This window comes from Vibrio sp. 10N.261.51.A4 (assembly GCF_041471945.1).
Lineage (GTDB): Bacteria > Pseudomonadota > Gammaproteobacteria > Enterobacterales > Vibrionaceae > Vibrio > Vibrio crassostreae_C.
This window is the reverse complement of record NZ_JBFRPJ010000047.1, coordinates 1-21,039: the sequence shown is the minus strand read 5'-3', so window position 1 is coordinate 21,039 and position 21,039 is coordinate 1. Positions and strand designations below refer to the sequence as shown.

The 21,039-nt window shown below is 46.0% G+C and carries 15 protein-coding genes; 10 read left to right on the top strand and 5 right to left on the bottom strand.

Features of this window, described 5'->3' with window-relative positions; translation table 11 throughout:
- Positions 1–135: 135 nt before the first annotated feature.
- The 3 genes from AB4384_RS10775 (at position 136) to lhgO (ending at position 4,752) form a co-directional block, all read left to right on the top strand.
- Positions 136–1,149: a TAXI family TRAP transporter solute-binding subunit gene (locus AB4384_RS10775; protein WP_108117226.1), complete on the top strand. Its 1,014-nt coding sequence runs from the start codon at positions 136–138 to the stop codon at positions 1,147–1,149.
- A gap of 184 nt (positions 1,150–1,333) precedes the next feature.
- Positions 1,334–3,511 carry a TRAP transporter permease gene (locus tag AB4384_RS10770; protein ID WP_017061065.1) on the top strand — a complete coding sequence of 726 codons (2,178 nt, stop codon included), beginning with the start codon at positions 1,334–1,336 and terminating at the stop codon, positions 3,509–3,511.
- 26 nt (positions 3,512–3,537) lie between these two features.
- A complete protein-coding gene (gene lhgO / locus AB4384_RS10765) occupies positions 3,538–4,752 on the top strand; it encodes an L-2-hydroxyglutarate oxidase (protein ID WP_372129503.1) in 1,215 nt (404 codons plus the stop codon).
- 143 nt (positions 4,753–4,895) lie between these two features.
- Here the strand turns inward: lhgO and AB4384_RS10760 are convergent, their stop codons facing one another.
- From AB4384_RS10760 to AB4384_RS10740, 5 genes are all read right to left on the bottom strand, one after another.
- Positions 4,896–6,452: a M28 family metallopeptidase gene (locus AB4384_RS10760; RefSeq protein WP_372129502.1), complete on the bottom strand. Its 1,557-nt coding sequence runs from the start codon at positions 6,450–6,452 to the stop codon at positions 4,896–4,898.
- A 143-nt stretch (positions 6,453–6,595) separates the two neighbouring features.
- The gene (locus tag AB4384_RS10755) at positions 6,596–8,965 is read right to left on the bottom strand and encodes a M4 family metallopeptidase (protein ID WP_372129501.1); all 2,370 of its coding nucleotides are present in this window, start codon (positions 8,963–8,965) and stop codon (positions 6,596–6,598) included.
- Between the two features lie 572 nt (positions 8,966–9,537).
- Positions 9,538–9,813: a hypothetical protein gene (locus AB4384_RS10750; protein WP_017065177.1), complete on the bottom strand. Its 276-nt coding sequence runs from the start codon at positions 9,811–9,813 to the stop codon at positions 9,538–9,540.
- Between the two features lie 135 nt (positions 9,814–9,948).
- Positions 9,949–11,268, bottom strand: coding sequence for a sensor histidine kinase (locus AB4384_RS10745; protein ID WP_372129499.1), 1,320 nt, complete (start codon positions 11,266–11,268; stop codon positions 9,949–9,951).
- A 36-nt stretch (positions 11,269–11,304) separates the two neighbouring features.
- Positions 11,305–12,009, bottom strand: a complete 705-nt coding sequence (locus AB4384_RS10740) for a response regulator (RefSeq protein ID WP_029235682.1) — start codon at positions 12,007–12,009, stop codon at positions 11,305–11,307.
- A 288-nt stretch (positions 12,010–12,297) separates the two neighbouring features.
- On the opposite strand from AB4384_RS10740, the gene AB4384_RS10735 reads away from it, so the two are divergent.
- The 7 genes from AB4384_RS10735 to choV form a co-directional block, all read left to right on the top strand.
- A complete protein-coding gene (locus tag AB4384_RS10735) occupies positions 12,298–13,395 on the top strand; it encodes an alpha/beta hydrolase (RefSeq protein WP_372129497.1) in 1,098 nt (365 codons plus the stop codon).
- A gap of 431 nt (positions 13,396–13,826) precedes the next feature.
- The gene (gene betI, locus AB4384_RS10730) at positions 13,827–14,429 is read left to right on the top strand and encodes a transcriptional regulator BetI (RefSeq protein ID WP_372129496.1); all 603 of its coding nucleotides are present in this window, start codon (positions 13,827–13,829) and stop codon (positions 14,427–14,429) included.
- 131 nt (positions 14,430–14,560) lie between these two features.
- The gene (gene betB, locus AB4384_RS10725) at positions 14,561–16,021 is read left to right on the top strand and encodes a betaine-aldehyde dehydrogenase (protein WP_372129494.1); all 1,461 of its coding nucleotides are present in this window, start codon (positions 14,561–14,563) and stop codon (positions 16,019–16,021) included.
- Between the two features lie 72 nt (positions 16,022–16,093).
- Positions 16,094–17,806: a choline dehydrogenase gene (gene betA, locus AB4384_RS10720; RefSeq protein WP_372129493.1), complete on the top strand. Its 1,713-nt coding sequence runs from the start codon at positions 16,094–16,096 to the stop codon at positions 17,804–17,806.
- Between the two features lie 119 nt (positions 17,807–17,925).
- Positions 17,926–18,897: a choline ABC transporter substrate-binding protein gene (locus AB4384_RS10715; protein WP_017070132.1), complete on the top strand. Its 972-nt coding sequence runs from the start codon at positions 17,926–17,928 to the stop codon at positions 18,895–18,897.
- A 95-nt stretch (positions 18,898–18,992) separates the two neighbouring features.
- Complete coding sequence (choW, locus tag AB4384_RS10710) at positions 18,993–19,835, top strand: choline ABC transporter permease subunit (protein WP_372129492.1); 843 nt, start codon at positions 18,993–18,995, stop codon at positions 19,833–19,835.
- Between the two features lie 2 nt (positions 19,836–19,837).
- Positions 19,838–21,039, top strand: a 1,202-nt coding sequence (gene choV, locus AB4384_RS10705; protein WP_372129490.1) for a choline ABC transporter ATP-binding protein, incomplete at its 3' end; no start/stop codon positions are given.

Sequence of the window (21,039 nt, the reverse complement as noted above, 5' to 3'; positions counted from 1 at the left end):
AAAACGGCTTATTTTAAATAGGTTTTAAAATAAAAGTAAATTAAAACAAATGGTTAAAAACTGGCATTGTGCTTGCTATCTAGTGATTGTTGTTAACAAAAATATAACGTGAATAACCCTGCATGGAGAGTAACAATGAAATACAACAAGCTAGTTAAAACTTTAGCGATAGCAATGGCTTCTCTTGGCCTTATCAGTCATGCGTCAGCTGAAGAAGATCGCAGCTATATTTTAGCGACGGCCTCAACGGGTGGTACTTACTATCCGGTAGGTGTGGCCTTAGCGACATTGAGTAAAGTTAAGCTTGCGCCTAAGCAGCACTTTTCTTTAGCGGCTATCAGCTCTGCGGGCTCGGGTGAGAACGTAAAGTTGTTGAACGAGAACGAAGCTCAGTTCGCTATTCTACAAGGTTTGTATGGTGCTTGGGCTTGGCAGGGTTTGGGGCCATATGAGAAATCTGGCAGACAAACTCAACTGCGTTCAGTTTCCATGTTATGGCAAAACGTAGAACACTTTATTGTGCGTTCAGATCTAGCAAAAACAGGTACGGTAAGCGATCTAGAGAACCTAAACGGTAAGAAATTCTCTATCGGTAAGAAGAACTCTGGGACTGAAAACTCAGGTCGTCAAATCATGCAAGGCTTATCCGTGGACCCAGAACAATTTAAACTCGCCTTTATGGGTTATGGTGGCAGTGCGAGCGCATTACAAAATGGCACAATTGATGGTATGAACACGCCTGCTGGTGTTCCTGTTGGTGCGGTGACGCAAGCCTTTGCAGCACTGGGTGAAGATATTCAAATCTTGTCGTTTACCGATGCACAAATCAAACAAGCGAATGGTGATTACAATATTTGGACCAAGTATGAGATCCCAGCAAACACTTATCCAGGTGTCGATAAACCAATTACTACGATTGCCCAACCTAACTTCCTAGCGGTTCGTGAAGACATTTCTGAAGAAGATGTGTATCAACTGACCAAAGCTATCTATGAAAACCTACCTTTCCTACAAGGTATCCATAAAGCAACCAAAGCAATGGCACTTGAGAAAGGGATCGCAGGTCTGCCTGTTCCTCTTCACCCAGGCGCTGCACGTTATTATCGAGAGATGGGCATCGAGATCCCTTCTGAGTTGATCGTTAACTAGCTTATCTTTTGTCAGGTAACTATTGGTTCGTGAGCTAATGATTTGTCGCGAACTAGCTGTTTGTCATCAACTAACCCCTTCGTGACTTAATTGCTTGGTGCACGTTCGCTCAAGAATGTGTTCGTGCACCTCCTCACTTTATGGATTTTCTCTTCGTGTTTGCTGCGGAGAGCAGGAGTTTTCTATGAGCGATTCGCTGCAGCAGGAACTGAAAAAATTTGAACTGCCGACCCGAACGGATTTTCCGTGGGTGGGCAAAGCAATAACGACAATGGGAGTGCTCCTCTCGTTGTTACACATTTGGTTTAACACCTTATCTACCTTGCCTGAGCTTTGGATCTCGGCGACCCACTTCGCTGGCTTTGCGATCATTTGTGCACTCTGGTATCCCGCTCATATCTCGCTGAAAAATAGCAAGATAGCGCTGGCTGTCGACATCGGAATTGCCTTGGCGGCTCTGGCTTGTCTTATCTATATCCCCTTCGCAGAAGACGCCCTTTATGACCGAGGCGTAAAATTTATCGCCAGTGATTGGTTTTTCTCTATCTTGGCGATTGCCATCGTCATCGAGCTGATTAGACGCACTATGGGCTGGTTCATTCCAGTGCTTATCTTAGTGTGTTTAAGCTATGTAGTGCTTTGGGGACAATGGACCAGCGGTATTTTTCATTTTCCGGGTTTAAGCCTTGAGACGTTACTTTATCGAAGCTTTTATTCATCAGAAGGGATGTTTGGTTCGATCTCAAGAATCAGTTGGACCTTCGTGTTCATGTTCATCTTATTTGGCGCATTTTTAGTTCGATCTGGTGTCGGCGACTACATTATTGATGTATCCCGTGCCGCGGCGGGCAAAGTGATTGGTGGCCCTGGTTTCATTGCCGTTATTGGCTCCGGCTTGATGGGCTCAGTCTCCGGGTCGAGCGTAGCAAACACAGTATCGACGGGCGTGATCAGTATTCCCTTGATGCAAAAGGCAGGTTTCCCTTCGCGCTTCGCGGCAGGTGTTGAAGCGGCTGCATCTACTGGCGGGCAGCTGATGCCACCTGTGATGGGTGCGGGCGCGTTCATCATGGCCTCTTACACGCAAATTCCTTATGTCGATATTATTGCGGTTTCCTTCGTTCCTGCGCTTATCTACTTTTTGTCTGTGGCATTCTTCGTGCGCATCGAAGCAAAACGCAGTGGTGTGCAAAAGGTGACTTCTGGCTGTGAGCCTCTATTGAAAGTATTGCTGTCGGGTTGGCACAACCTGATCCCATTAGCGGTGTTAGTGACTCTGTTGGTGAAGGGCTTTACGCCGACTTACGCTGCGGGCATCTCGATTCTGTCTGTCGTGGTGGCTTCATGGTTCTCTAAAAATCACAAAATGGGTCCAAAGGCGATCATCGAAGCGCTTTCTCAAGGCGCAAAAAACATGGCGACCACGGCTGTGTTGCTAGTGGGCATTGGTCTGGTGATCAACGTGATCAGCACGACTGGTATTGGTAACACCTTCTCGTTGATGATCAATAGCTGGGCGAACGGCGATTTGTTGGTGATGATCGCCTTAATTGCACTGGCGTCTTTGATTCTGGGCATGGGGTTACCAGTAACCGCGGCTTATATCGTGTTGGGTACTCTGTCTGCACCAGCTTTGTATAAACTGATTGCTGAAAGTCAGTTGCTCGACCTGTTGGTTTCGGGACAGTTACCGGAACAGGCGAAAGCTATCTTCATGTTGGCTGCGCCAGATAAGCTTGATTTGCTGAACGCGCCAATGGCACTTGAAACAGCCAAAGAGATGATTGCGTTAGTCCCTGCTGATTTTGTGGAAACTCTGCTTGAACAGAGCCTTGGCTTAGAAGCGATCAGCCTTGCACTGCTTTCTGCCCACTTGATCATTTTCTGGCTATCGCAAGACAGCAACGTGACTCCGCCTGTTTGTTTAACTGCATTTGCGGCTGCAACCATTGCTAAAACACCCCCGATGAGAACGGGATTAATGGCATGGAAGATAGCCAAAGGCTTGTATTTAGTACCATTGTTGATTGCCTACACTAACTTGGTAAGTTGGGATGTGATCTCCGTGTTAGTCACGGGTGGCTTTGCTGTTATTGGTACTTACGCGTTTATCGCGGCGATTGAAGGTTATCTAGAGAGCGAAGTTAATATTATTACTCGAGTAGCGTTGGTTGCGGTAGGTATAGCTCTAGTATGGCCTGATGTTTCAGTCGTGATCCGTTTGGTATGTGTTGCCATTTTTGTTGGCATATTTATCTACAGCGGTCGTAAATACGATGCTAATCAAGTGAAAATGGAATCAGAAAGTGAGGAAAAAAAGTTACCTCAAACCGGGTCTAACACTGTCGCGTCTTCCCTATAATTAAAAGGATTGAATGTAGGAATATTATGAACTCAATATACGACTATATTATCGTTGGTGGCGGCATTGTTGGCGTGTCGACGGCTTGGCAATTACAGCAAGCTCACCTTGATAAAAGTATCCTTTTAGTCGAGAAGGAACGTGGTTTCGCGCAGCACCAAACTGGCCATAATAGCGGGGTGATTCATGCTGGTGTTTACTACGCTCCGGGCAGTTTAAAGGCGGATTTTTGTAAACGCGGCGTAGAGCGCACCATCGCCTTTTGTAGCCAACACGATATCCCCGTCGAAAACTGCGGTAAGTTGTTGGTCGCGACCAATGAGCAAGAAGTGGAGCGAATGAATGCGCTCTATCAGCGTTGCCACGATAACGATATTGATGTTGATTTGTTGGATCAAGCTCAGCTCAAACTTGCCGAGCCAAATATCACGGGTTTGGGTGCGATTTATGTCAAAACCACCAGTATCGTCGACTACAAAAAAGTCACCGAAGTGATGGCTCAAGAGTTTGTTGAGGCGGGTGGTAAGCTCAGCCTTGGTACGGAAGTGATCATGGCCGATGAGCAAGAAGATGAAGTGCAGTTAACGTGCAAAGTAGATGGTCAGACTCTTCAACTGAACAGTCGATTCTTGATTACGTGTTCTGGCTTGATGGCCGATAGAATGACCAAGATGTTAGACATCGAAACCGACTTCCAAATCGTGCCTTATCGCGGTGAGTATTATCAGTTAGACGCTAAGCACAACCAAGTGGTGAATCATCTTATCTATCCGATCCCTGACCCAGAACTGCCTTTCTTGGGCGTGCATTTAACACGCATGATTGATGGCTCCGTAACAGTAGGGCCAAATGCAGTTCAAGGCTGGAAGCGAGAAGGTTATGGCAAGCTTAACTTTAGCTTCAAGGACACTTGGCAGATGCTGAGCTTTGTGGGTTTTTGGAAAGTGACTGCGAATCACTTGAAAACGGGTTTGGTCGAGTTTAAGAACTCGTGGTGGAAACCGGGATATCTAAAGCTAGTGAACAAATATTGCCCGAGTATTACGGTTGATGATTTTAAGCCTTATCCTGCTGGGATTCGTGCTCAAGCGGTACTGAAGGATGGCACCTTGGTCCATGATTTCCTGTTTGCCGAAAGCCCAAGAAGCTTACATGTATGTAACGCGCCATCACCGGCTGCGACCTCTGCAATGCCGATTGGTGAGTACATCTGTGGCAAGGTAATGAAAAAGACGGCTTGATGATAACTAAAGGTTATTAAGTTGAGATGCTCTCCGAAGACAATAAAAAATCCGCAAGCTCCAATCTATTTATGATCGTGGGCTTGCGGATTTTTAGTTTTAGCCGTGTTTGCTAGGTTTAATTGTTAGTCAATTAACCAACCTTAAAGCCAATCAGGAACGAAGTTAGCGACGATGGTGACATCGTTAAAGTTACGATAACCACGCACCATGATGTTGAATTCCCCCGCAGGCTTGTTCAATACACACTGTTCGTTGCTGCTGTTCTGGTATGGACGGCAATCGTAGCTCGCTTTCGATACGGTACCATTGTGTTTCACGTAAAGATCGGCATCGCCACTACGAGGGCCTGTTAATGTTACCGTTAACTGACCTGCACTTTCCGTCGTAAATGTGAAGAACTGCTCTTCACCATACCCTGCAGTAAGTCCTTCAACAGGCTCGTCATTTTGCAGCTCTTTAGGGCCTGCAACGGGTGAATCAAGGCTGGTTTCGACAAGGTAAGCAATGGCTAGTTTGGCGAACTTGGTCGCGTGTGTCGCCGTAGGATCGGAGTTCTCAAGCGTGTCGTGCTCAGTGTGAATACTTGGGTTGTAATCATTGAACATGCTTTCGAATGGCATGGCAGCTGGGTAGCCAACATTGTGCCAAGAGGCGTGGTCAGAACAGGCATAGCCACAATCATCGAAACCGTAACTGATGTCGCTCGCGTAAGTGTCGATCAGCTCGCTTAAATAGGCGGTGAGGTTGCTGTCGGTGTAGTCTGTGATGAAGGTGATATCGTGCGCTGAACCGTTGTAGTTGGTCATGTCTAATTGCAATACCGATACAACGTTGGCTTGCTCATCTCTTAAAGCGTTGGCGACATCTTGTGAGCCACGTAGCCCTACTTCTTCAGCAGCATAACCATAGAACTTAATGGTTTTGTCTGGTTGAATACCACTGGCGATCATCAGGCGAAGCGACTCTGTTACCGTTGCAATGCCAGACGCATCATCATCGGCTCCCGGTGAGATGGTGCCTTCGCTTGTCCAAGATCCAACGGTCGAATCAAGGTGTCCACCAACCACGACGATCTCTTCAGGATATTTAGCGCCAAGCAGTGTCACTTCAACGGATTTCTGTGGGTATTCGGCATGCGTGATCTGGCGTGCAGACGCATACGGCACATCTTTAATTTCCGTCTCCCAACGTTCTAAAAGCCAATCTGAAGCAGCGACACCAGTAGAAGTAGTATAAAAACGGTTGGTGAAGTTGGTTAGATTTTCGATGGTCGTGACCATGTTGTTCGGCTCGACCTGAGCGAGAAGGTCGTTCACCGTATCTTGATGGCTGATAACTGGCTTTTCGAAGTTGCTCATGGTCAGTGGCATAGCTGCCGCTTTGAGTGCGCTTGCTTTGTCTTCGTGCACCATGTAGCCACCACAACGGTGAGTTTCTTCGTGCATGTGGCTGGAGAGTTTCGCCAGCTCTTTCTGGTTGATTTTCGCGACGATGGAATGCTTGTTTCCTGTCACGCCTGGGTAAACCGTTGCGCCATGTTGAGTCATAATATGTTGTGCGTCCGCATCGGTGGTGATCCAAACCTCTTCGTTCGCTGGTGGTGTGATACCTAGGGATGCGTAAGCCGAAGTACTGTTGATTAAGGCTAAAGAGCCTCCGAGCACAGCCAAAGCTAGCATGCTTTTTTGAATAGCCATTTATCGTCCTTTTTATGGTGAGTATTGTTATGTTGATGGGGGTGATTTTTGTGTAATACGTGGATGTTTTTGTGTAGATGTTTCATTTTCTGAACAGTTAACCGCGAAAAGGGCCCCTTTCGGAGCCCTGAATTTACTATCGATTATTGTGTTTTAATGAAACGGTAATGCTTGGTTTCTGAACAGATATCGCTTGAGGTACACACTTGGTACTCCACATCTACTGTTCCGTTATGACGGAACTTGTCGACGTATGAGTTGAAGTCTGTTGCACCAACATTCTTGCCATTGCGCTTAATCACGAAGTAGTCGTTGGTGTCGTAATCCCATGCCAGCTTAACGCGAGCTTTGCCGTTCGGGTTTTTGTTACCAAACTTCAGTTTTAGCGGGAAGCCTTCTGCTGAGTCACCTTCAATCGTGATCGACTTTCTGGTTGATGTTGCAACGCCTGCATCGTCAGTCACGGTTAGAGTTACCACGTAGTCGCCAGCTTCAGCGTAGGTATAACGAGTCACTTCACCGGTTTGCGTGTTGCCATCGCCTAGGTTCCATTGGTAAGAGACGATCTGGCCATCGCTGTCCGAACTTGTGCTACGCAGCTCTACTTCTTTACCGACAATCGTGTGTTCGAAAGAAGAGACGGGCGGCACGTTAGCGCTGCCTGATTCGTACGACGCTTTCAGATTTGCACCTGCGTAATCTGAGTAACCTAGAACGTTAACCGTGTAACGACCTGCGGTTGGGTTTTCAATCACACACACTTCATCGGTCACGGTTTCGCTCTTACAGATATTCTCCTGAGAGCTTGGCGCATAATCTAGGCCGACATAAATATCTGGGTCACCCGTAGACACAGCAAGATCAATCGTCAGTTTCTCTTGGCCTGATGGTACTTCGATATCAAAGTAAGTTTTCGAACCTGTTTCACCAGCAACTGCGGCTTCAACACCATTTTCAAGGCGTTGATATTCCGGTTCTGGTGGCAGTGGTGGTTCGCCACACGGTGACACACCCACTAAGTTAAACGCAGAAACAACATCATCGGCACTGTAGCCAAGGTCGGTTGCTGAGTTTTTCACGCCACAAGCACCCTGCCAGAAGTCGCTGTTTTCAGACCAGTAGATCTGGTTGGCTAACACGAACAGTTCGAACGCTTTCTTGGTATCCCAACCTTGTGTGGTTGCAAGATGGTAGAACGCCTTGTTGAACACGCCAGAGCTGTAGTGCACGTTTAAGCCATCGTAGTACTCGGATGCATTGTTGATTGAAGAGCCATCGCGTGATGGATCGTCCATGTAACGCAGTGCACCTTCGCCTTTAAAGATATTGCGTCCGACCATCCAGTCGTTGGTGCCTTTCATGTAGTATTCAGCCGCTTCACCCGCCATGTCCGAGAATGCTTCGTTCATACCGCCGGATTGGTTTGCGTATATCAAACCTGAGTTTTGCTCAGTGAAACCGTGGCTCACTTCATGGGCTGATACATCTAGGCTAACAAGCGGGTAAAAGAAGCTTTCACCATCACCAAACGTCATGGCTCTGCCGTCCCAAAATGCATTCTCGTAGTTTTCACCGTAGTGAACACGCATCATTAGCTTGAAGGAGAGTGGCGCTGTGTCGAACCAGTTTTTATACATATCGAACACGATGTTGCCAAAGTAATGGGCATCGTTGAGTGGTGAGAATGCGCCGTTCACTGCTTTATATTCGTTACGAGGACATTCATAGCTGTAAGTGGTGTCGCCGTCGGTCGCGCCATTAAGGTCAACGGTAACGACATTTTCAGACTCCATTACACACTCTGTGCCCACTTCTTGAACATCAAGGTAGTGGTAGTCGGTGCCGTATTCGTACATGCCGGTTTTTTCGTTGCCGCCAGGGCCAGTACCGATCTGAGCATGGGCAATACCTTCCCAGCGGTCGATGACTTTGCCTGTGTGCGCGTCTAGCATGGTGAACGGTCGAGTCGGCTGTTCACTGCCTTCTACTAGGTAAGAGACAACGTACACTAGTCGTGTTTTATCTACGCTTTGCTGTCCGATGCCTTGCTTCACAGAGCCTTGATAGATAAATAGCTGATGTTGAACGTTGTCTAGAGATTTGCTGGTTAAGCCTTGAGTCTTTAGATCTTTACTTGCGAGTTCAACCGCTTGAGCGCTGTTGATTGATGGCTTAACAAAAGATCGCTCTAAGGTCGTTGTTTTAAGGTAGCGACCTTGAACGGACTTAAGTGCGCCACCTTGGACACTTTGGGTGGCATTTAGGTAATGTCCCCATACCGGTGTTCCCCAGATGTTCTGCTGGATCTTAACTTTATAGATACCACGCTTTTTCAGGTTTACTTCTTTCACCATCTTGAAGCTAGAGGCGTTACTGACTCCTAACTGAGCGTTTAACCCAGAGAAGCTAGTAAAGTTGATCGGTTGATCGATTTGAACGGATTCACTTGCATGCACTGACAAAGACATAGCACTGGCTATAGCAACGGCAACTAAACGTTTTCTTATTTTCATTGTTGTTTTCTCTTTCCATGTAAAATCCAAGAAAACGTAACAAATTAATCACAGCGAATTTACATCATTCGATCTGATTAATTAGTAGCATGGCAATGATCTCTTTTATTCATGAAACTTATATTTCTCGTATTTACAGATAGTTATCATTTCTGTTTATTTTTGAACGCACCTATATGTTTATTTATAAAATCGTGACATTTTTATTAAGTGTTTATTTCTCTTGGAAATTAAGATTTTCGAGTAAATTGATCTGTGCCTCAATTAACGGATTCTGGGTTGATAGAAGGATCAACGATTTGAAAGTGTCACTTTAAACAGAAGGCCATTTAGCGAATTTAGGGGCAATTTTGATAAGAAATCGAAGACTTTTCGGCTTATTTTTCGAATTGTTAGTTAAAAGAGGGAAGGGGAATCGGGCACTTGTTTGGCACAGAGCACAAAATCTGCTGGATGAAAAAAGCCAGCGACGGGTCACTGGCTTAGATTAACTTAGTTTGTGCAGGCTACTGAATATAGGTAGGCAACTGCGACACTTAATTATGGTACGTGGCTAACGTCACTATAGCGAATTACTGCTTTTTACCGCCAACTTGTACGTAGTCGATACCGATAATACGGTTGATGATACCCAGAACAGAGCTCGTATCAGAGTTTGTTGAGCGAATCGTATCAACCGTTGCACCTTCAGGTACTAATTCCATTGCGCGGTCTTGAGTGTTACCTGGCACTTGGAAACCGACAATGTTAAAGCTCTCTGCGTGCGCTGTGTACACTTCTTCGTTGTGGCTGATACCAGAACAACCCGCTAGAGAAACAATGCCTAAAACAACTAATAACTTTTTCATTAAAATACCTTAAGAATGATTGGAACCTAGATGGCAAGGCACAAAGGCAGTGGCATGATTATCTAGATTTAATAAGTTCATGGGAGACAGCATCTCCCGACCGATGTTGAACATTATTCCAGAGGTGTTTTGTCGTTACTGTATGGGTTTGTCAGCTGAATCATTACATAGCTGAATGGTTATGGTGAATACTGCACCCTTTAAGGCTTGGCTCTGACCCACTTCCACAGTTGCGTTATGTTGAGCACAGATCTTCTCGACGATAGATAACCCTAACCCATGGCCGCTCTTGGCCTTGTTACGCGCTTTGTCGCCAACGTAAAAGGGTTCGAACAGGCGAGCTTGATGTTCTTGTGCCACGCCATCACCATCATCATGTACCGCGATCTGTAGCTTATCTTGATGCACGCTTGCTTCAATCGACACTTGCGAACGTGCGAATTTCATTGCGTTACGAACGAGGTTATCTAGTGCTCGGTTGAGTAGCGTTTCGTCTGCCATTATCGAGCTAGATTGCTCAGGTAATGAAAGGTCGATGTTGAGTTGAGTGTCTTTACTCCAACGCGTCATTGCGTGGTCGAGAAAGTCTCGAATCTCTAATGGCTTTTTTAAGTTTTCTAGGTCAGTGCTATCGAGTTTGGCGTAATACAATAGTTCATCGACCATCTTTTCCATCTCTTCCGTGTCTTCGACAATACTCTCAATCGTGCTTTCTTGCTCTGCGTTTAGCTGGGTGTCTTTCAACATTTCAGCTTGCCACTGAATACGGAATATTGGCGTGCGCAGTTCATGAGCGACAGCATTAGTGAGTGAGCGATTACTTTCTACCAAGCGATGAATTCGGTCGGCCATTAGGTTGAAGGATTTGTTCAGTGAACCAATCGCAATACCACTTGAAGTCTCGGCTCGTGTCGAGAGATCGCCCTCCGCAAAACGCAGAGTGGCAGCCTCAAGCTTTTTAACTCGGCGGAAGATAATAAATAGATGACATAACCCATATAAGATAAAGCTCGCTAAAAAGAACAACCAAATGAGGTCATCCTCCAACTCTATTTTTTGCCTAACGAACGCTTCACTGTTGGGGAGGTAGTGATAGGTATTGTCACTGCTTGCTAAGCGAAACCATAGGTCCCGTTCATCATCGTGAAAAACAAAGGTATTCGGATTCGTGCTGAAGAACTCTGAAACGGGGCTGGGTATTTCATCGTCTGGGCTGAATGTAACCAATTTATTTCGTGTGGTTTCTACAAACTGGTTTATCGCTTGATGAGCCGCTTCAAGGCCTTGATTTTTAGCGATGTTCTCGATCAATTGCTGGTGGGCAGCCGCTTCGTAATCTTCCAGTACGTATTCGTAGTCGGTATTGAGCTGATAGACGCTAATCTCGTAGGCGACAAGGCCGGCCATAAAGCAAACTAACAGCCCTATTAAGGACTCCAAAAAGATACGTCGCATAATCGCTCTCTTTTATTACGCTCGTATTGAGCGAGGTTAACGCCAGGCGGTCGAAACAAATAAGTAACCCTTCCCGCGAATGGTCTGAATTTTCTCTGCTGGTGTGTGGTCGTCGCCCAAAATCTTTCTTAGACGTACAACCTTGTTGTCAATCGTCCGGTCTATTCCGTCGTACTCAATCCCGCGCAATGTTTGCGTCAAGTAGTCACGAGATAACGGCGTGTCTGGGTTGCTTGCCAATAACCAAAGTAGGTCAAACTCGCTGTCAGTGAGTGATAAAACCGCACCTGAAAGTTCACACTTCTTATAAGTGTTTTTCAGAACGAGTTGATCGAACTGAAGGGTGTCTGAGTCATCGACTGAAGCGGTATTGGTGTCTTGGCGGCGTAATAGCGAACGAACTCTGGCCAGCAGAACTCTTGGTTTGATTGGCTTGGTGACATAGTCATCAGCCCCTGTCTCTAAACCAGCGACGTGGTCAAAGTCGTCATCGCTAGCAGTGAGCATCAAGATTTTACCTTTATAGTGCGTACGCGTCTGTCGGCAGATTGTAAGTCCATCAGTTACAGGAAGCATCAAATCCAGCAGTACGATGTCAGGTTGCTCCGTGAGGATGGTGTGTGCGGCATCACTGCCATCGTCCAACACCGTGACATCAAAATCTTGCGCGACGAAGTAGTCCTGCAACATTTTCTGAAGTTTCAAATCGTCTTCCACGATGATCATTTTAGGTTTTGTCATTCCATTATCAGCCTTGTCGTGCGTTTCACTTATTGAGATTAGGTGAGCGAGTCTTCGTCGTGATGAACCATTACGATTATACGCTATTGCATATAAGTTCAGATGCTTCGCCAAATACCTAAAGCGAATGATTAAACACTTTATAAGTTAGTTCAATGATGAATTGGCATTTATAGGAAAATAAAAAACATCGTTCAAATAGGCTCGACATTCTCATACATTTCCACGACAGATAAATTCAGCGCTAAACAATAGAATTTTCTCATCAAACATTTTGGGAATAACGGTATGAACGACTATAGAAATGCATTACTGGCGTTACCTTTGATTCTGTTAGCGGGCTGTAATTCAAGCTCTAACTCAGGTAAAGCTGCCACCAAAGTGCAAGCAAAACCTCAAGCGGATTACGTATTTTCATCAGCGAAACTGGGTGAGTTGTATAAAGAGCGACAAGAGGTCCAAGAATCCATAAAACTTGATTACAACGGTGTGCAGTATGAAATCGTTCTGTTTGCGGAAGATATTAGTGATAAGCAAAAAGTGGTTAGGCTTGCGGATAGTTTAGGTCAGAGTGTGGATCTGTACCTCCCTGATGCAGGATTTGATAGCTGCGGTATCTACACAGAGAGCAAGGGTTTGGACGTGTTTGATTGTGGTGCGGCTCAACGCTCAATCGGCAATGACACCACGTTAATTAACACGACGACGAATACTCATAAGCCCGTCGAGCTTGAGTATCACAATGAACTGGTTCAATACGTGACTAGCCTTGGGTCTACCATTCTGAGTAACAATAAAAGTGGGAACAAGGTAACGATAACCACCTCGTTTGCTTTCAACGCTTTTTACCGTGATGTGCTCAACGAGACTGGCGCTGTTGATCGCATTACTTCCACTCTAGGCGCATCAACCTATTCTCAGCTTTTTGATATCGTGAAATTGTATCAAGGCAGTGAGATGACGTTGAAGTTTACCAACCATATTGGTGGAAGTGCCGACGATGATATCAATATGTACACCGGTCGCATGATCCACAGTAACAACATGACGACGATCGTAACGCCTACGGGGTCGGTGTTCTCTGGCGGCACGGATCTTTTCGCTGCGGGTAACCCACGAGTTTTGCAACGAGCAGATACCACTAAAGCCATTGAGCTTAATAAGCAGGTTGGTGTGCACAGTTGGGCTGAGGATGATAAAACAGCCAAAGACTTCCCATACACGAACGAAAGCCATCGCAAGCAAGCGACCTACTTTAAAAAGGTAATGGGAGACAAAGGAATCGACTTCTATATCTTTACGTTAGATTCTGCTCCGGCTTCTGGTGAACACTGGGTGACTAAGGCTGAGTCAGATAAATACGACTTCATCACTCGCATTGAGTAGCTTAGGCTCGTAATAACATAAGAAACGACTTGATAAGGTTGGTGATGACGTTGTTGTCACCAACCTTTTTTGTTCATTTTTTGATTCGTTACCTGTGTTGATTGTGGATTTCCTTGTCTTAAATTTCAGTATGAAAATTCCTTGATACTTCCTTTCCACTCCCTCCCCAAAAAGTTTCTACAAGGACTCTCACTGATTGATTCTTGAACTTTCTAAACAAAAACATTTGACCAATAACTATCACACCTCAAATCTTTAATTGTTTTCGTTAGTGCTCTAAATGATATTTAATTTATTGTTTTATAATGGTTTTTGTTGATTTGAGTGCTGTATTGTTGCGAGTTTGTTTTAAATAATCATTTGAACCCTAACTAAATTTCTGTCATTTTATATTTAACTGAACGTTCAATATAAACTAAAAGGACTAAGAAATGCCGAAGGTTGGGATGCCTGATATACGTAAACCACAGCTTGTTCAAGCCACCATGACGGTGATTGATCGAGTGGGTTTGCATGCCGCGAGTATTGCGTTGATCAGCAAAGAAGCGGGAGTCTCCACTGGCATTATTAATCACTATTTTGGCGGGAAGCATAGGCTGCTCGAAGAGACCATGCGTGAAATCCTTCGCCAACTTTCTAATACCATCACCACGTCACTAAAAGCACTTCCTGTTGATGCTCACCAACAGAGAATCAACGCGATCATCGATGGTAACTTCGAAGGTTACCAAGCAGAAAATAAGGTCGCGAAGGCGTGGTTGGCATTTTGGTCATATTCAATGCATGACGAGCAGCTGAAAAGACTGCAAGGTGTGAATGAAAAACGTTTGATTTCACACTTACGTCTTGAGTTGAAAGGTATTTTGAATCATGAACAAGCGGATCTCGTTGCTCACGGGATTGCGTCTCTGATTGATGGTTTGTGGCTGAGAGGCACATTAAACCCAGATGGTATCGATGCTCAAAAGGCGCGTGCCATCATCAATGATTATCTAGATAAACAACTTACGTTCTACTCGTGTCACAGCCAATAGATCGCAGTGGCAGCGCTAGACCTAAACCTAGAGCTAGGTCTAGAGCAAGAGCTAGAACGACCACTATTCGCACCCAATACTCACATATAGACCAGTAGAGTCTAATAACAATAATTAAGTCAGAATCTCAAATGGAAATGAACTCGCTATACATCGATGGCGCAGCGGTTAAAGCAACCTCTGGTGAAACCTTTGATAGCATTAACCCTGCAAACGGTGAACCTATCGCGACGTTAGGCCAAGCATCTTCAGCGGATGTCGACAGTGCTATTGAATCTGCGAAGCGCGGGTTTGCGGTATGGTCAGCAATGACCGCTGTGGAACGCAGCCGTATTCTTTTGAAGGCAGTGGAAATACTTAGAGCTCGAAATAATGACCTTGCAAACCTTGAGGTTGTTGATACGGGCAAGCCGCTGCAAGAAGCGATTGAAGTAGATGTGGCGTCTGGCGCTGATGTTATTGAATACTTTGCTGGCTTGGCACCAACGCTACAAGGCGACCAACAACCGCTGAGTGAATCTCAATTTTTCTACACTCGCCGCGAACCGCTAGGCATTTGTGCGGGCATTGGTGCGTGGAACTACCCCATTCAAATCGCGATGTGGAAATCAGCTCCGGCATTGGCCGCGGGTAACGCGATGATTTTCAAACCTTCAGAAGAAACGCCGCTCACAGCTCTAAAGCTTGCAGAGATCTTTACTGAAGCTGGTCTTCCTGATGGCGTGTTTAACGTGGTTCAGGGCGATTACCGTGTTGGTCAGATGCTAACGGCGCACCCAGACATCGCGAAAGTGTCGTTCACGGGCGAAACTGGTACCGGTAAAGCGGTAATGGCAGACAGCGCTAAGACGCTGAAATCAGTCACTATGGAACTTGGCGGAAAGTCACCAATGATCGTGTTTGATGATGCGAAATTGGATGATGCAGTTTCAGCTTCGATGGTGGCTAACTTCTACACCCAAGGCGAAGTGTGTACTAACGGTACCCGTGTTTATGTACACGAAAACATCTACAACGCATTCATCGATCAACTTAAAACACGCACTGAGAAGCTGATCATTGGTGATCCAATGGACATGGAGACTCAGATCGGCGCGTTGATTTCTAAAGAACACCTTTCAAAAGTCCTTGAAGCCATTGAGCTAGCTAAGCAGTCGGGTGCAACCTTGCTGACGGGTGGCTATCAAGTGACAGATAACGGCTTAGCAAACGGCAACTTTGTTATTCCTACGGTATTCACAGATTGCCATGACGACATGCCTCACGTTCAGCAAGAGATCTTCGGCCCTGTGATGTCAGTGTTGAAGTTTACGGACGAAGACGATGTGATTCGCCGCGCTAACGACACCAAATATGGCCTAGCGGCTGGCGTGTTCACGCAAAACCTTTCTCGTGCTCACCGCGTGATCCATCAAATGCAGGCTGGTATTTGTTGGGTTAATACGTGGGGTGACTCACCTGCAGAAATGCCGGTTGGTGGTTACAAGCTTTCGGGTATTGGCCGTGAAAATGGACCAGAAACCCTACTTCACTATACGCAGACTAAGAGCATTCTTATTGAACTTGGCGACTACGCCAGCCCTTATGCCTAACGCGTAACACTCAATTTTATGGGTTAGCTTAACAGAGCTAGCCCTACTGACTCATCTCAGGGAAATCAAAACATGGAACAACGCTACGATTATATTATCGTCGGCGCGGGTTCGGCCGGCTGTGTGTTAGCGGATAGGCTAACGGAAAGCGGTGAACATAGCGTTTTATTACTGGAAGCTGGTGGTACGGATAAGAGCATTTTTATCCAGATGCCAACCGCGCTTTCTTACCCAATGAATACTGAAAAGTACGCTTGGCAATTTGAAACAGAGAAAGAACCGGGCCTTGATGGACGTGAACTGCACTGCCCACGTGGCAAAGTGTTAGGCGGCAGCTCATCGATCAACGGCATGGTTTATGTTCGTGGCCACGCGTGTGATTTTGACCAATGGGAAGAAGAGGGTGCAGCGGGTTGGAACTATCAAGCATGCTTGCCTTACTTCCGCCGCGCTGAATCATGGAACAAAGGCGGTGATGAATACCGTGGTGACAATGGCCCTGTCGGCACTTGTAATGGTAACGATATGGAGCTTAACCCGCTTTACCAAGCATTCATCGATGCAGGTAAAGACGCTGGTTACCCAGAAACCAACGATTACAACGGCTACCAGCAAGAAGGCTTCGGCACTATGCATATGACGGTAGACAAGGGTGTTAGAGCCTCAACCTCTAACGCTTATTTACGTCGAGCATTGAAGCGTTCAAACCTGACCTTGAAGAAAGGTATCGTGGCGCGTCGTTTCCTACTTGAAGGACAAGACTCAAATGGTCAATCGGGCTTGAAAGCGGTTGGTGTCGAGTTTGAAAAGTCAGGCAATACCCAGGTGGCTGTGGCGAACAAAGAAGTGATCTCTTCTGCGGGTGCTATTGGCTCGGTTCAACTGCTGCAGCTTTCTGGTATCGGCCCGAAAGCCGTGCTTGAAAAGGCCGGCGTTGAAGTTAAACACGAACTAAGCGGTGTCGGTGAAAACCTTCAAGATCACCTAGAAGTGTACTTCCAATATCACTGCAACGAACCGATCACACTCAACAGCAAGCTTGGCTTGGTGAGCAAAGGCATGATTGGCGCGGAATGGATTCTGACTCGCAAAGGTCTGGGTGCTACTAACCACTTTGAATCGTGTGCGTTCATTCGCTCTCGTAAAGGATTGAAGTGGCCAAACATTCAATATCACTTCCTGCCAGCAGCGATGCGTTACGACGGACAAGCGGCCTTTGATGGTCACGGTTTCCAAGTACACGTTGGGCCTAATAAGCCAGAAAGTCGCGGTACGGTTGCGATCACTTCTGCTGATCCGCATGCCAAGCCAGAGATCATTTTCAACTACATCTCGACTGAGCAAGACCGCCAAGATTGGCGCGATTGTATTCGTCTAACGCGTGAGATTTTGTCTCAACCTGCGATGGATGTTTACCGAGGCGAAGAGATTCAGCCGGGTCTAAGTGTGACTTCTGATGAAGCAATCGACGAATGGGTTAAGCAGAACGTGGAAAGTGCGTATCACCCTTCATGTGGCTGCAAAATGGGCGCTGATGATGATCCAATGGCAGTGCTTGATGAAGAGTGTCGCGTTCGCGGTATTGATAATCTGCGCGTTGTTGACTCATCTGTTTTCCCTGTTATTCCGAACGGAAACTTGAACGCCCCGACCATCATGGTGGCTGAGCGTGCTTCCGATTTGATTTTGGGTAAACCAATGCTCAAAGAGCAGGACGTTCCAGTGTGGATTGCACCTGAATGGCAAGAGAAGCAAAGAATCAATAAACCAGTAAGAGAAGCGTAAGCCTCTGTTATTGAGATAAAAATAATAAAAAGTAACAACCAAAATTAGTCAAAAGTCAGCAAAACTGCCCTGATTAGTATGAGTTAGGGCAGAAAAAGGAAAGATAAAAAGGAATCATTATGACGACTCAACATAAACAAACCGCTACAAAAAAGGTATTAGCAACATTAGCCATCAGTTCATTTGCATTTGGTGCTAACGCTTCTATTGAACCACAGCAATGTGAAAACGTCCGCTTCGCTGATGTAGGCTGGACTGACATTACCGCAACAACCGCCGTTACTTCTGAACTATTAAAAGGCCTTGGTTACAAAACCAAAACCGACCTACTTTCAGTACCGGTGACATACTCTTCAATGGCGAACGGCGATATTGACGTATTCCTAGGCAACTGGATGCCAACCATGGAAGGCGATATTGCTAAGTACCGTGAAGAGGGCACGGTTGAAACCGTTCGTGCCAACCTTGAAGGCGCAAAATACACGCTAGCCGTACCAAAATACGTGTACGACTCAGGTGTAAAAAGCTTCGCCGACCTAGCAAAACATGCCGACAAATTTAAAGACCGCATCTATGGCATCGAGCCGGGTAACGACGGTAACCGCCTAATACAATCAATGATTGATTCAGACGCGTTTGGCTTGAAAGATTTCAGCCTAGTGGAATCAAGCGAAGCGGGCATGGTGTCGCAAGTATCTCGCGCTGCTCGTCGTAGCCAGTGGATCGTTTATCTAGGTTGGGCGCCGCACCCAATGAACAGCAATGTTGAGATGGAATACCTATCAGGTGGTGACGACTTCTTTGGCCCTAACTACGGTGGCGCGAATGTTTACACTAACGTTCGTTCAAACTACCTGTCTGAGTGTGCAAACGTCGGTCAACTTCTACAAAACCTAGAATTCACTCTAGAGATGGAAAACCAGTTGATGGAAGAGATTCTTAACCAAAAAGTGAAGCCAGAAAAAGCAGCTCAACAATGGTTGAACAACAACCCTCAACAAGTTGAAGCTTGGTTAGACAACGTAAAAACGCATAAAGGTGAATCAGCGACTCAAGCCGTCACTGAATACTTAAAGCAAGTTAAAGCTTAGTTCTACCTATCTCAACAGCTACATAAATAATAAAGGTGGGCTTGCCAATTTATCGATTGGTTTGAAGTAGCCCACCCATAATAAAAGGCAATATTGTGAATTTTATTACGGAAAACAAAATCCCTGTCGGACAATGGATGGAAGCGGGTGTTGATTGGCTAACAATCAATGCAGCAGGATTCTTTGACGCTATTTCGATTTTTCTAGAAACCGTCATTATGTTTTTAGTCGATGTATTTAAGTGGATGCCGCCTGCTCTGCCAATCGTGATGACTGCTGCTATTGCATGGTACTTACACCGTAAACCTTCGCTGGTGATCTTTGTGGTCGCAGCACTGCTGACTATTCTTAACCTCGGCTATTGGCAAGAAATGCTGGAAACCTTTGTTCTCGTCTTTGCGGCGACAACGATTTCCGTATTAATTGGCGTACCGGTTGGCATCATGGCTGCTCACCGTCCTTGGCTCTATACAGTTTTGCGTCCAATTCTTGATTTGATGCAGACAGTCCCAACTTTCGTTTATCTGATTCCAACTCTGGTTCTATTCGGCTTGGGTATTGTTCCTGGCTTAATCTCTACCATTATTTTCGCGATAGCTGCACCGATTCGTTTAACCTACTTAGGCGTCACTAAAGTGCCTGAAGAGTTGATTGAAGCGGGTAAAGCGTTTGGTGCCGGCCGCATGAAATTGCTGATGAAGGTCGAATTACCGGCGGCTCTACCAAGCATCATGGCGGGTGTAACCCAATGTATTATGTTGTCGCTTTCGATGGTGGTTATCGCCGCTCTTGTCGGTGCTGACGGACTTGGTAAACCTGTTGTTCGTGCATTGAACACAGTGAACATCTCACAAGGTTTTGAAGCTGGATTAGCGATTGTATTAGTCGCAATCATCCTTGACCGCTTGTGCAAAACACCAAACCAGAAGGAAGCTTAATCATGTCTAACTCTCAGGGAAAAAAGACAATGGACGCGATTACCATTAAGAATCTCGATGTTGTGTTTGGTAATAAATCGAAACAAGCGCTTGAGCTACTCGACCAAGGTAAAACTCGCCAAGAGATCATTGATGAGACTGGCCAAGTGGTTGGCGTAGATAATGTGTCGCTGACCGTTGAAGAAGGCGAGATTTGTGTGCTGATGGGGTTGTCTGGTTCTGGTAAATCATCTTTGCTTCGCGCAGTTAACGGCCTGAATGAGATCAGCCGTGGCTCATTGGCGATCAAAGATGGAGACAAGCAGGTTGATTTAGGTGAACAGTGCGACGAAGCGACCTTGCGTCATCTTCGTACTCACCGCGTTTCTATGGTGTTCCAAAAATTTGCCCTAATGCCTTGGTTAAACGTGTTAGATAACGTGGCGTTTGGTCTAGAAATGCAAGGCGTAGCCAAAGATGTTCGTCGTGCTAAAGCGCGTGAACAACTTGAAATGGTGGGTTTGGCAGAGTGGGAAACCAAGTATCCGCATGAGCTTTCTGGCGGTATGCAGCAACGTGTTGGTTTGGCGCGTGCGTTTGCAATGGACACCGACATTCTGTTGATGGATGAACCGTTTTCGGCGCTTGATCCACTGATTCGTGCTCAGCTGCAAGATGAACTGATCACGCTGCAAAACAAACTCAACAAGACGATTCTGTTCGTGAGTCACGACCTAGATGAAGCACTGAAGATTGGTAACAACATCGCGATCATGGAGTCAGGAAAGCTGATTCAACACGGTAAGCCTGAAGAGATCGTATTGACGCCAAAAACAGAATACGTAAAAGACTTCGTTGCACACACCAATCCATTGAATGTGCTTAAAGGTCGTTCTTTGATGCAGCCTCTTGATTCACTGACGCAAGAGAATGAAAGCTGGAAGATCTGCGATTCTAAAGATCTCTGGATTGAACAGAATGAAGGTGCTTTATCTGTGAAAGGTGAATCTGCTTTGGCGCTTGTCGAGTGGAGCGAGTCTGACGACCTAACCGCGATCAGCGCGTCGAGTGTGGTCGTGGCAAGTCCGGAAATTGGCATGCGTGATGCGATTAAGCTCAAGCAGATCAGTAACCACCCGATTTTGCTGGTGGAAGACAATCAACTGGTCGGTATTCTGGATAACAGCGAGTTTTACAACGCACTAAGGCTTTGTTGCGTAATTCA